13 protein-coding genes are annotated in these 12,220 nt (G+C 39.4%); all 13 read left to right on the forward strand.

All coding sequences use genetic code 11. The features are described 5' to 3' along the window. Positions 1 to 31 precede the first annotated feature (31 nt). Entirely contained in the window at positions 32 to 253 is a 222-nt protein-coding gene (locus ACO08I_RS24515) for a hypothetical protein (protein WP_350177394.1), read from the forward strand. Next, complete coding sequence (locus ACO08I_RS24520) at positions 253 to 1,338, forward strand: hypothetical protein (RefSeq protein ID WP_421947395.1); 1,086 nt, start codon at positions 253 to 255, stop codon at positions 1,336 to 1,338. The genes ACO08I_RS24515 and ACO08I_RS24520 overlap by 1 nt, the downstream gene beginning before the upstream one ends. A 45-nt stretch (positions 1,339 to 1,383) precedes the next feature. Then, the gene (locus tag ACO08I_RS24525) at positions 1,384 to 1,743 is read left to right on the forward strand and encodes a hypothetical protein (RefSeq protein WP_421947396.1); all 360 of its coding nucleotides are present in this window, start codon (positions 1,384 to 1,386) and stop codon (positions 1,741 to 1,743) included. A gap of 767 nt (positions 1,744 to 2,510) precedes the next feature. Next, positions 2,511 to 2,651, forward strand: a complete 141-nt coding sequence (locus tag ACO08I_RS24530) for a hypothetical protein (protein WP_421947397.1) — start codon at positions 2,511 to 2,513, stop codon at positions 2,649 to 2,651. A gap of 607 nt (positions 2,652 to 3,258) precedes the next feature. Further along, the gene (locus tag ACO08I_RS24535; protein ID WP_421947398.1) at positions 3,259 to 3,552 is read left to right on the forward strand and encodes a hypothetical protein; all 294 of its coding nucleotides are present in this window, start codon (positions 3,259 to 3,261) and stop codon (positions 3,550 to 3,552) included. 114 nt (positions 3,553 to 3,666) lie between these two features. Further along, positions 3,667 to 4,536 carry a hypothetical protein gene (locus ACO08I_RS24540; RefSeq protein ID WP_421947399.1) on the forward strand — a complete coding sequence of 290 codons (870 nt, stop codon included), beginning with the start codon at positions 3,667 to 3,669 and terminating at the stop codon, positions 4,534 to 4,536. A gap of 1,726 nt (positions 4,537 to 6,262) precedes the next feature. Beyond that, entirely contained in the window at positions 6,263 to 6,403 is a 141-nt protein-coding gene (locus ACO08I_RS24545; RefSeq protein WP_421947400.1) for a hypothetical protein, read from the forward strand. Positions 6,404 to 7,156: 753 nt separating this feature from the next. Beyond that, positions 7,157 to 7,297 (forward strand): hypothetical protein, encoded by a 141-nt coding sequence (locus tag ACO08I_RS24550; protein ID WP_421947401.1) that lies wholly within the window; start codon positions 7,157 to 7,159, stop codon positions 7,295 to 7,297. Between the two features lie 751 nt (positions 7,298 to 8,048). Continuing rightward, positions 8,049 to 8,189 (forward strand): hypothetical protein, encoded by a 141-nt coding sequence (locus tag ACO08I_RS24555; protein WP_421947402.1) that lies wholly within the window; start codon positions 8,049 to 8,051, stop codon positions 8,187 to 8,189. An 843-nt stretch (positions 8,190 to 9,032) separates the two neighbouring features. Beyond that, complete coding sequence (locus tag ACO08I_RS24560; protein ID WP_421947403.1) at positions 9,033 to 9,815, forward strand: GIY-YIG nuclease family protein; 783 nt, start codon at positions 9,033 to 9,035, stop codon at positions 9,813 to 9,815. Further along, a complete protein-coding gene (locus ACO08I_RS24565) occupies positions 9,796 to 9,996 on the forward strand; it encodes a hypothetical protein (protein WP_421947404.1) in 201 nt (66 codons plus the stop codon). Before ACO08I_RS24560 ends, ACO08I_RS24565 begins: the two co-directional genes overlap by 20 nt. 767 nt (positions 9,997 to 10,763) lie before the next feature. Continuing rightward, positions 10,764 to 10,904: a hypothetical protein gene (locus tag ACO08I_RS24570; protein ID WP_421947405.1), complete on the forward strand. Its 141-nt coding sequence runs from the start codon at positions 10,764 to 10,766 to the stop codon at positions 10,902 to 10,904. A gap of 63 nt (positions 10,905 to 10,967) precedes the next feature. Beyond that, positions 10,968 to 11,957: a WG repeat-containing protein gene (locus tag ACO08I_RS24575; protein WP_421947406.1), complete on the forward strand. Its 990-nt coding sequence runs from the start codon at positions 10,968 to 10,970 to the stop codon at positions 11,955 to 11,957. The last annotated feature ends 263 nt before the right edge of the window (positions 11,958 to 12,220 follow it).

Raw genomic sequence — 12,220 nt, forward strand, 5'->3', positions numbered from 1 at the left:
AAAGATACGTATCTTAAAGCAAAAAGAAGGTATGAGCGCACGAATAGTAAAGCAAGATGGGGGTAAGGTCACGATAGAGGTTGATATGGAGCTTAACGGCAGCATGCTGAGCCAGGAAGAAGCGATACAGCTAGCCCTAAACGAAGCAGGCAAACTCGCCACGCGCGCTGCCGCCGAGCGTTTCGATACGGATGGTACTGCCATCACCCACAAAGGGCAGCGCCTTTCGAGCAAGGGGCGAAAAAAAAGTTAATGTCCACACCTTACGGCAAAGTCTGCGTCAAGCGCCACGTCTACCAGCCTGTTTGTGGCGGCGTGAGCTACGTACCAGCTGACAGCACGGCAGGCATAGTAGGCAAATCGACGCCACGGCTGGCCAAGCTGCTGGCTAGCGACTATTGTGAGGGCTCAGCCAGGAAAGTGTCAGCCCGGTTTAAGGAGCACCATGAAGTCGAAGTGAGCAAAGACCTTGTGCGTGATGTGAGCCTGCGCATCAGCCGCCACGCTAAAGAAGTAGAAAGCCGCTGGTCTTACGCCATGCCGGAAGAGGTAAGCCTTTGCGGGGTCAGCTCAGTGAGCATAAGCCGGGACGGTGCGATGGTGCACCTTCTTGACGGCCTGCCTGGCAAGCCTAAGCGCAAACCGGGCTACCGGGAAGCGATGTGCGGCGTAATCAGCCTTTACGGGCATGAGGGCAAGTTGCTGCACTCTATTTACTTGGGGGTTGGCGCGCAAGAGAAAAAAGGGGCTTTCACCCATCTGTTGGAAGAAGAGGCTGAGCGGCTTAAGGCACAGTTCGAAGAGGCTGGGCTACGGCCGGTTTACGTGGGGGTTGCAGATGGGGCGCCCGACAACTGGACACAGCTGGAGCGGTTAACCGACTACCAGGTAACGGACTACTACCACGTCACTGAACGGCTTTACAAACTGGCTGCAGTAATGCCCCTGCCCTCCAAAAAACGTGCGCAGTGGGTAAGCCAGCAAAAGAGTACGCTGCTGAACGAGCCGGGCGGCGCAGCCCTCGTTGTGGAGCGCGCGCGTCAGGCGGCTGCGGGTGTCAAGACGCAGAAGCGGCGCGAAATCGCCCGCCAGCAAGTTGTATACCTGGAAAACCAGCAGCACCGGATGAATTATTTTCAAATGCAGGAAAAAGGGCTGCCTATCGGTTCCGGCACCGTAGAGGCAGGGTGCAAGACGCTGATCAAAGCCCGTTTGGGAGGTAGTGGCATGAGGTGGCTTAATGTGCATGCCGATGATATGCTTATCGTCCGTGCGCTCAAGCTGTCTGCGGGCAGATACGAGCAATATTGGAAAAAGAGAATGCGGTATGCAGCTTAATAATTACATCAAAAATCCGTCACACCCAAAGAAGATTCCCAAGTAATGACATATTCAGAATTCAAAGAAAAATTGAATACTGAAAAAGATTTCTATAATCCCATCTGTAAATTTTTGGATAGTGCTTCTCCGAATGAAAATAGGAAAAGGTGGGATAGATTATGCTGTATGCACTTATCTCTAATGTGCTTTTTGAACTCATATGGATATGATTTTCAATACGCCGAAGAAAGTGATTTCAGAAAATATATTGAACTGTATCAAAGAAATTCTGCCTTTGAAAACTATATCGAATTAATAAAGAGATATAAACTTGAAGATGATGTCGAAATCAAAAAATTAATTCCGATTTTAGAAGAATACATAAAGGTAGAAAGAAGAAAAACAGCAGCGAACAAAGCATAGCCGTCAAGCTGCCCTAAGCGGGCAGCCTGCGGCTATGCAGACCGTTATGGGGTACCGCATCAGAATTGGCATTCTATGGAATTGAAAATATGGATTCTCCCGCCTCAAAAATGAAAACTCAGAATCGAGGATTGTCCATAAATCGAGAATTTGAGTTCCAAATCGGGGAATTGAAATTTTGAAAGGCGGGTAAAAGTCCTGTCGAGTATTGTATTCTTTACAGTGAATCGGATAGAAAACGAATAATTTGGATTCTTAAGATTAACCGGGTCCATCTTGAAAAATGATATTGGTTTTTTCAGAGGGAGTGTGAGTTTAGGCGGCTTTTGAAATAGAAATCAGGAATTTGAATCTCGTCCAAAAACAGGATTTAGAAATCTGGAATCTGGAAATTTTGAACAGGGAAACGTTGATTGAATCAATTTGACAACCAAGATCAAGAACTTTGAATTTGGAGAACCTGAAACTGTTTTTGATGGATTTGAGAGATTGAATCCAGTAAATTGAAGAGATCAAAAATCAGGTTGAATCTTCTGGAGATTGAGATCAGAATCCGGAAACAGGTTGATTGTTGTCAGATTTTTGGTTGATTTAAGATTAGAATCGATCAAATTGAAGAATCAGAATCCTGAAATTGAATCAACTGAAAATCAAGGAATTCAAATCAGTTAAAAAAAAAATGAATAGCCGCCTTTTGGATAGTCCAGAATTTGAAATGGGCCCTTTTGTGAAAATCGGTTAAAAGAATAAAGCGGCAACCCATAACAATGGCTACACTCAAGCTGGGTAAAAATCTACGATTGAAAAATCAGAATGAAAAGCCCGCTGCAGTCAGCAAAAGCCAGGCTGCGCCAGTTTCGCCTTTTGCTGCCTGCGCTAGTATTGGTGAAATCGGACGAAAAGATTAATTTTAGAATCCCAGCCTGCGCGTAGCCGGGCCGTTATGGGGTACCGCATCAGAATTGGCATTCTATGGAATTGAAAATATGGATTCTCCCGCCTCAAAAATGAAAAATCAGAATCGGGATTTCGCCAGAAATCGAGAATTGATTTTCAAATCGGGTAATTGAAATTTTGAAAGGCGGGTAAAGTTCCTGTCGAGTATTGTATTCTTTACGGTGAATCAAACTGGAAACGAAAAATTTGGATGCTTAAGATTAACCGGGCCCATCTTGAAAAATGAGATTGGTTTTTTCAGAGGGAGTGTGAGTTTAGGCGGCTTTTGAATAAAAATCAGGAATTTGAACCTCGCCCAAAAACAGAATTTGGGAATCAGGAATCTAGAGATTTTGAAACGGAGAACGTTGATTGAATCAATTTGAAAACCTAAGATCAGAAATCAAGAACTCGAGATTTGGAGAGCCTGAAACTGATTTTGATGGATTTGGGAGATTAAATCCAGTAAATTGAAGAGATCAAAAATCAGGTTGAATCTTCTGGAAATTGAGATCAGAACTCTGAATTAGGTTAATTGTCGTCAGATTTTTGGTTGATTTGAGATAAGAACTGATCAAATTGAAGAAGCAGAGTCCTGAAATTGAATCAATTAAAAATCAAGAAATTGAAATCAGTAGAGAAGGTTTGAACAGCCGCCTTTTAGTTTATCCAGAATTTGAAATGGGCCCTTTTTTTGAAACGGTGAAAAGAATAAAGCGGCAACCCATAACAATGGCTACACACAAGCTGGGTAAAAATCTACGATTGAAAAATCAGAATGAAAAGGCCGCTGCAGGCAGCAAAAGCCAGGCTGCGCCAGTTTCGCCTTTTGCTGCCTGCGCTAGTATTGGTGAAATCGGACGAAAAGATTAATTTTAGAATCCCAGCCTGCGCGTAGCCGGGCCGTTCTTGGCAATTTACTGTACAAAATGAATAGAATCTTGTCAATTATTCTTAATTTTTATAGATCTTACAAAAAAGTAAAAAATGAAAATAATGAGCTCTTTTTGTGTCAAAATTATTTTACCGATATTGCTAATTTTATTACTCTATAATTGTCAAAATGAGGAGGATCTTGTAATTCAAATTGAAGATTGTTATGTTCAAGAAATATCTCAATCCCCTTATTGGGAACCAGAAGACTCAACCGCTTGGCCTCTTTATCCAGATACATTTACAAATATCTATGAGGATGACCTGCTAATCGGAAGGTTGAGGAATGGTAATGCTTATGAAGAGTATAAATATAACGATAATGATTTATTAGTAGAGATTAGTAAATATAGTGTGAATGGAGGGGAATGGTACATATCTGATTCACTTTACTACGATGAGGAAGGGAGGCTTTTGAAACGGGAATTATTCTCCAAGTTAACTGGATTATCAAGAGAGGAGTCATTTTTTTGGGATAATGAACACTTGTTATATGTAATTACCGAAGGAACAAGCTTTAATAACGGTGATGCCTATTCATATAGATATGAGAATGAGTTTATCTATCTAAACGGTAATATCGTCCAAGAAATAAGGACTTCTACTACGTCAATAAGTGAAAATATTATAAAAGTTAAATTAAAATATGAATATGATACTAAAGAGAATATAAGAAAGAAACTGAGGCTGGCTGATCTAGGTGTAATATTTAGATTTTCCTCTCGGTATTGTCCTTACTGGTTTTCAAAGAATAACTTAGTTCGCGAGGATCGCTACACGATAGACGATTTTTGGATAGGTGGCAGGGAAATAGACTATTCATGGGAGGGTAATAAAGTAATTAGCTTTACAGAGAGGAATTACTCGACTATGGATGATCATATCTTTGTTCGACCTGTATTCTTCCATTATGAATGTGAATAGAAAGTTTTCTATCGACATGATTAATTAGGAAAGTTAGAGATAAAATGCCAAGAACAATGGCTACATGCCATGCCGGTAAAAATCTCCGAAAGAAAAATAGAGATGGAAAAACCCGCGCAGGCAGCAAAAGCCTGGCTGTGCCAAGATCGCCTTTCGCTGCCTGCGCTAGCATCTGTGAAATTGGACGAAAATGGTAAATTTATAATCCGGCACGTCACGTAGCCGGGCCGTTCACAGACAATCGCGCAACTGATGAAAGGTATCAGTAAGAATTTGAAATAAGGATTCTCCCCGCCTGGAAATGGAAGATGCCCGAGTAATAATTTTCAGAAACTGGGTATAAACTGGTTAGTCCATTGGAGAAAAAGTCTGTTAAGGCGGGGTAAATGAGAAGTTCTACAGTTTTTTAGTTGGTTTACGAGAATTGGGATAGCCCGAATTGAAAAATTAGATCAAGAGTTACCGCGGCCACGTCCGATGGAAAGGAAAACGGTATCAGGAAAAGAGTACACGTCCAGGGGGCTTATGAAAAACAAAACGGTAAATGAAAATCAACGAGCAAATAACTGTTTCATGCCCGAGTAAGATTGAATCTTGAGGGTTCGCAGGTGCATTGAATAGATTTAGCAGGAGAATAAATGGATGATTTTCATTGGGTTAAGTTGGTTTTTACGGGCGATAAAACAAATGAGGGTATCAGTTTTGCCTGAAAATCGGTTATCAAAATCGGAGAATTGGGTAAACTTGGAAAAAGCCCCCTTATCTCGTCTCCGAAAATAGAAAGATGGCCGCTTGTTATGTTAAAATCGAATAAAACGCGAATGCTGTGAACATTGGCTACACACAAGCCGGGTAAAATCCTCCATTGAAAAATTAGAAAAAAGAGTCCGCTGCGGCGGGCAAAGCCAAGCTACGCCAATTTCGCCTTTGCCCACCGCAGCTATTTTGGTGAAATGGGATGAAAAGATTATTTTCAGGAATCCCGGCCTGCGTGTAGCCCGGGCCGTTGGGCGCACTCCATTTTGGGAATAAAAAACTGATAAACAAACGATTAGAGATTAAGCCTGCCTTTTAAAATCGGGAATAATTGGTTTTTGGAACCCGAGTTTTGTTGGTTACGGTCAATTGATTGTATGACCCAATTAGGCAGGCAAAAAAATGGAAAATCAGTATTTCTATCGGGTAATTCGTTGTCCCGAATAATTGAGATCCTTAACAATTACCGCTCCCTGTCATCGAAAGAAGAAATCGAGTTTTTTGGAGAGAGTTTGCGTCTAGGGCCTCAATACGGAAAATCAAGAATTTGAGTAAACCGTCGGATTGAATAGGGGATAAGATCAAGAAATTTGAACCTTTCACCGGATAAGAATCTGATCAAACTGAATCGGGTTGTCGAGAATCAAGTTGAAATTTTGGAGATTGAAAATCAGTAGATTGAATTGGTCAACTTGAATTGAGATCGACTTGAAAAACTGGAATTTAGCCGAGTCAAATTGAAGACTGGAGATTAGAAATTTTGATCAATTTGGGAGATTGACTTTCAAGATCAAGAATTTGAAACCGGTAAATTGAGATCAGCTTTCAAGATCAATTTGAGATCATCAGAATTAGAGAATCGGTTTAAAAAGATTGAAAAATCGGTAAAAACGGCCCTTTTGGAGTATCCAGAACCGGTAAATCGGTCGCTTTTTTAGGTTTACAACGAATAAAATGGAAGCGCCCAACAATGGCTACACTCAAGCTGGGTAAAAATCTACGATTGAAAAAAGAGAATGAAAAGCCCGCTGCAGGCAGCAAAAGCCAGGCTTCGCCAGTTTCGTCTTTTGCTGCCTGCGCTAGTATTGGTGAAATCGAACGAAAAGAGTAAATTTAGAATCCCAGCCTGCGTGTAGCCGGGCCGTTATGGGGTACCGCATCAGAATTGGCATTCTATGGAATTGAAAATATGAATTGTCCCGCCTCAAAAATGAAAACTCAGAATCAGGATTTCGCCAGAAATCGAGAACTGATTTTCAAACCGAGTAATTGAAATTTTGAAAGGCGGGTAAAGGTCCTGTCGAGTATTGCATTTTTTACGGTGAATCGGACAAAAAACGAAAAATTTGGATTCTTAAGATTAACCGGGCCCATCTTGAAAAATGGGATTGGTTTTTTCAGAAGGAGATTAGGTTTAGGCGGCTTTTGAAATAGAAATCACGAATTTGAGTGTCGTCCAAAAACAGAATTTGAAAATCAGGAATCTGGAAATTTTGAACAGGTAATCGTTGATCGAATCAATTTAAAAACCTAAGATCAGAGATCAAAACTCAAGATTTGGAGAACCTGAAACTGATTTTGATGAATCTGAGAAATCGAATTAAATCAGAGATCAAAAATCAGGTTGAATCTTCTGGAAATAGAGATCAGAATCTTGAAATAGGTTGATTTCATCCGATTTTTGATTGATTTTAGATTCAAGAAAATCAAATTGAAGAATCAAGATTTTGAAATTGAATCGACTGAAAATCAGCAAATTGAAATCAGTTGAAAAGAATTGAACAGCCGCCTTTTGGTTTATCCAGAATTTAAAATGGGCCCTTTTTTTGAAACGGTTAAAAGAATAAAGCGGCAACCCATAACAATGGCTACACTCAAGCTGGGTAAAAATCTACGATTGAAAAAAGAGAATGAAAAGCCCGCTGCAGGCAGCAAAAGCCAGGCTTCGTCATTTTCGTCTTTTGCTGCCTGCGCTGGTATTGGTGAAATCAAACGAAAAGAGTAAATTTAGAATCCCAGCCTGCGCGTAGCCGGGCCGTTGGGCGCACTCCATTTTGGGAATAAAAAACTGATAAACAAACGATTAGAGATTAAGCCTACCTTTGAAAATCGGGAATAATTGGTTTTTGGAACCCGAGTTTTGTTTGTTACGGTCAATTGATTGCATAGCCCAATTAGGCAGGCAAAAAAATGGAAAATAGAGTTGTTTTATCGGGTAATCCGTTGTCCCGAATAATTGAGATCCTTAACAATTATCGCTCCCTGTCATCGAAAGAAGAAATTGAGTTTTTTGGAGTGGGTTTACGTTTAGGGCCTCAATACGGAAAATAAGAATTGGGTAAACCGTCGAATTGAATAGGGTAGGAGGTCAAGAAATTTGAACCTTACACCGAATAAGAATCTGATCAAATTGAATCGGGTTGTCGAGAATCAAGTTGAAATTTTAGAGATTGAAAATCAGTATATTGAATTGGTTAACTTGAATTTGAGATCGACCTGAAAAACTGAAATTTAGCTGAATCAAATTGAAGACAGGAGATTAAGAATTTGGATCAATTTGGAAGATTAGTCTTCGAGATCGGGAATTAAAACCGGTTAATTGGAATCAGTTTTCAAGATCAATTTGAGATCATCAGAATTAGGGAATTGGTTCAAAAAGATTGAAAAATCGGTAAAAACGGCCCTTTGAAGTATCCAGAACCGGTAAAACGGTCGCTTTTTTAGGTTTACAACGAATAAAATGGAAGCGCCCAACAATGGCTACACTCAAGCTGGGTAAAAATCTACGATTGAAAAATCAGAATGAAAAGCCCGTTGCAGTCAGCAAAAGCCAGGCTGCGCCAGTTTCGCCTTTTGCTGCCTGTGCTAGTATTTGTGAATTTGAACGAAAAGAGTAATTTTAGAATCCCAGCCTGCGCGTAGCCGGGCCGTTCACAGACAATCGCGCAACTGATGAAAGGTATCAGTAAGAATTTGAAATAAGGATTCTCCCCGCCTGGAAATGGAAAATGCCCGAGTAATAATTTTCAGAAACTGGGTATAAACTGGTTAATCCATTGGAGAAAAAGTCTGTTAATGCGGGGTAAATGAGACGTTCTACAGTTTTTTAGTTGGTTTACGAGAATTGGGATAGCCCGAATTGAAAAATTAGATCAAGAGTTACCGCGGCCCCGTCCGATGGAAAGGAAAACGGTATCAGGAAAAGAGTACACGTCCAGGGGGCTTATGAAAATCAAAACGGTAAATGAAAATCAACGAGCAAATAACTGTTTCATGCCCGAGTAAGATTGAATCTTGAGGGTTCGCAGGTGCATTGAATAGATTTAGCAGGAGAATAATTGAATGATTTTCATTGGGTTAAGTTGGTTTTTACGGGCGATAAAACAAATGAGGGTATCAGTTTTGCCTGAAAATCGGTTATCAAAATCGGAGAATTGGGTAAACTTGGAAAAAGCCCCCTTATCTCGTCTCCGAAAATAGAAAGATGGCCGCTTGTTATGGTAAAATCGAATAAAACGCGAATGCTGTGAACATTGGCTACACACAAGCCGGGTAAAATCCTCCATTGAAAAATTAGAAAAAAGAGTCCGCTGCGGCGGGCAAAGCCAAGCTACGCCAATTTCGCCTTTGCCCACCGCAGCTATTTTGGTGAAATGGGATGAAAAGATTATTTTCAGGAATCCCGGCCTGCGTGTAGCCCGGGCCGTTGCAGGCAATTGAAAAATAATCAAGAAATAGCTTTGAACGAATACCAAAAATATGTCGACGAGAATACCTTTCTTCTAAATGAGACAAGTATTCGAGAACTACTGAAGAATGATAATGGGCATTTAAATAACGTAACAATAGGAATAGAAAAATATGGATACGGTGTATTATTGTTGAAGGATAATAAAGTCAATATTGATTTTTCAGTATTTATGATGACGGGTTTGGGCAGAATAAGGGGATATTCGATCAAGTTAAATTCATCTGATGAAAAATGGATGCGATATTTGATCTCATTCTCTATCTTCATTGCTAAGGAATATGAGGATTTAGACCCCGTTGATACATATAACACTTTACTAAGTAATTGTAGAGCGCTATTTGAAAAACTTGGTTTTTTCACGATTACGAATTATGATATTCAGAGGTTTGATAGATTAAACCCTTTGCTTTTAACATCTAATCCGAGAGGTACAATTTTGATTTATTATGAGGATAAAATTGAAGTTTACAAGAGTATATTCAGCCATGTTGTTGATACAAATAAATTTGAAAATAAAATATACTTAATGCATAGTGAATCTAGTAACTTAATCAAAATTGGTAGAAGTAAGAATCCAAATACAAGAGAGAGAACATTGCAAGGGAGAGACCCTAAATTGAATATGATAACGTATTGGGATGCTCCACTTCAAATAGAAAAAGACTTACATAACAAATTCATTCATAAAAGAGTTAGAGGCGAATGGTTTGATCTTAATTTTGGAGATTTAAATACAATTAAAGAGATCATGAGTGAATATACTACGAGTTGATTTAGGTAAACTGAGAATCGGATTATTGAATGAGATAAAAAACTGCCTGCAACAATGGCTACATGCCATGCCGGTAAAAATCTTCGAGAGTAAAAAGGAGATTGAAAAACCCGCGCAGGCAGCAAAAGCCAGGCTTCGCCAAGTTCGCCTTTTGCTGCCTGCGCTAGCATTTGTGAAATGAGATGAAAATGAAAAATTAAAGTCCGGCACAGCACGTAGCCGGGCCGTTATGGGGTACCGCATTAGAATTGGCATTCTATGGAATTGAAAATATGAATTGTCCCGCCTCGAAAATAAAAACTCAGAATCGGGTAATTGTCCAGAAATCGAGAACTCGAGTTCCAAATCGAGTAATTGAAATTTTGAAAGGCGGGTAAAGGTCCTATCGAGTATTGCATTTTTTACGGTGAATCGGACAGAAAACGAAAAATTTGGATTCTTAAGATTAACCGGGCCCATCTTGAAAAATGATATTGGTTTTTTCAGAGGGAGTGTGAGTTTAGGCGGCTTTTGAATAAAAATCAGGAATTTGAATCTCGTCCAAAAACAGAATTTGGAAATCTGGAAATTTTGAACAGGTAATCGTTGATTGAATCAATTTGAAAACCTAAGACCAGAGATCAAAACTCAAGATTTGGAGAACCTGAAACTGATTTTGATGAATTTGGGAGATTGAATCCAGTAAATTGAAGAGATCAAAAATCAGGTTGAATCTTCTGGAGATTGAGATCTGAATCCTGAAATAGGTTGATTATCGTCCGATTTTTGGTTGATTAGAAATAAGGACCGATCAAATTGAAGAATCAAAACCCTGAATTTAATCAATTGAAAATCAAGAAATTGAAATCAGTAGAAAAGGTTTGAACAGCCGCCTTTTGGTTTATCCAGAATTTGAAATGGGCCCTTTTATGAAAATCAGTGAAAAGAATAAAGCGGCAACCCATAACAATGGCTACACACAAGCTGGGTAAAAATCTACGATTGAAAAATCAGAAAGAAAAGCCCGCTGCAGTCAGCAAAAGCCAGGCTGCGCCAGTTTCGCCTTTTGCTGTCTGCGCTAGTATTGGTGAAATCAAACGAAAAGATTAAATTTAGAATCCCAGCCTGCGCGTAGCCGGGCCGTTGCCAGCAATCAAAAACAAAATTTACGTATTGAAAAATAATAAAGTTGATATAAGAGATGCTTCAACGAACAAATGGTTGATGCTAATAATAATTTTCATTCCTAACCTACTGATATTTGGTCAAGAGGGCGAAAAAATATTAATGCCCTATCATAAAAATGGTAAATGGGGGTATGTAAACGATCAGAAAGAAATAGTAGTTGGACCAATTTATGATGAAGCAGGATTGTTTTCAATTTACTTAGGAAAACCAAATTCAATATATGCAAGAGTCAAAAAAGGTGAGAAATATGGTGTGTTAAACGAATTGGGAGAATTAGTGCTCCCGATTGAATATGATTCAATAGAAAACTATTCACTACCGACTACAAATGGAGGTATCGGAATAGTGTATAAAGATGACCAACGGTACTTTTTTGATCAGTATGGAAAAATCAAAGAGGAAGGACCTGTTGATTTGATATTAGAATGTAAAGATGGAATGTTTGACCACTGCGTAAAGATAAGGAGAGTTGAAATACCAGAAGATGAAGGAGGAACTTTGAATTATCAATTTTCATGTATAGAGAAAACTGAAGGAAAAGGTCAAACGGGATTAAAATTAGATACCCTAAAATTAGAAGTGGATTCGATAATACATATAGGAGGGTCAAAACTCATATATGGAAAGCGTTCAAAAATATCATTCTGCGATATCTTAGGAGAAGACGAAAAGGAAAAGAATATTTGTTCTGGTTTCATTTATGATGAAGTAAGGCTGTTCAATTGTAAAGAAATTGGCACAAATGTTTATGAACCAATAGCAGCTGTAAAGGAGAAAAATAAGTGGGGATTGATAAAATTTTCAACTCATTATTTAAAACAGCTGAATATGAGTTTAGATAGAGGACAAATAGTCATTGAGCCAAAATATGAAAGGATCATAAAAAGAATAGACAATATTTTCTTAGTTGAATTTGATCAAGGGGAATATGGTTATGTGAAGATAGGGAAAGGAGATTACATGGAATATTGGTAATAATTGACTGCTGGCAACAATGGCTACATGCTATGCCGGTAAAAATCTTCGAGAGAAAAATGGAGATTGAAAAACCCGCGCAGGCAGCAAAAGCCAGGCTACGCCAAGATCGCCTTTTGCTGCCTGCGCTAGCATTTGTGAAATAAGATGAAAATGGTAAATTTAGAATCCGGCACAGCACGTAGCCGGGCCGTTGGGCGCACTCCATTTGGGAATAAGGATTTGATAAACAAACGATTAGAGATTAAGCCTGCCTTTGAAAA

Origin of the sequence: Phaeodactylibacter xiamenensis (assembly GCF_965229835.1) — a bacterium.
GTDB classification, from domain to species: Bacteria; Bacteroidota; Bacteroidia; order Chitinophagales; family Saprospiraceae; genus Phaeodactylibacter; species Phaeodactylibacter xiamenensis.

Bases quoted from the DNA above. Each gene is read 5' to 3' on its own strand.
- ACO08I_RS24530 (WP_421947397.1), top strand. From the start codon at position 2,511: ATGGCTACACTCAAGCTGGGTAAAAATCTACGATTGAAAAATCAGAAT.
- ACO08I_RS24570 (WP_421947405.1), top strand. From the start codon at position 10,764: ATGGCTACACACAAGCTGGGTAAAAATCTACGATTGAAAAATCAGAAA.
- ACO08I_RS24545 (WP_421947400.1), top strand. From the start codon at position 6,263: ATGGCTACACTCAAGCTGGGTAAAAATCTACGATTGAAAAAAGAGAAT.
- ACO08I_RS24525 (WP_421947396.1), top strand. From the start codon at position 1,384: ATGACATATTCAGAATTCAAAGAAAAATTGAATACTGAAAAAGATTTC.
- ACO08I_RS24550 (WP_421947401.1), top strand. From the start codon at position 7,157: ATGGCTACACTCAAGCTGGGTAAAAATCTACGATTGAAAAAAGAGAAT.
- ACO08I_RS24540 (WP_421947399.1), top strand. From the start codon at position 3,667: ATGAAAATAATGAGCTCTTTTTGTGTCAAAATTATTTTACCGATATTG.
- ACO08I_RS24520 (WP_421947395.1), top strand. From the start codon at position 253: ATGTCCACACCTTACGGCAAAGTCTGCGTCAAGCGCCACGTCTACCAG.
- ACO08I_RS24555 (WP_421947402.1), top strand. From the start codon at position 8,049: ATGGCTACACTCAAGCTGGGTAAAAATCTACGATTGAAAAATCAGAAT.
- ACO08I_RS24515 (WP_350177394.1), top strand. From the start codon at position 32: ATGAGCGCACGAATAGTAAAGCAAGATGGGGGTAAGGTCACGATAGAG.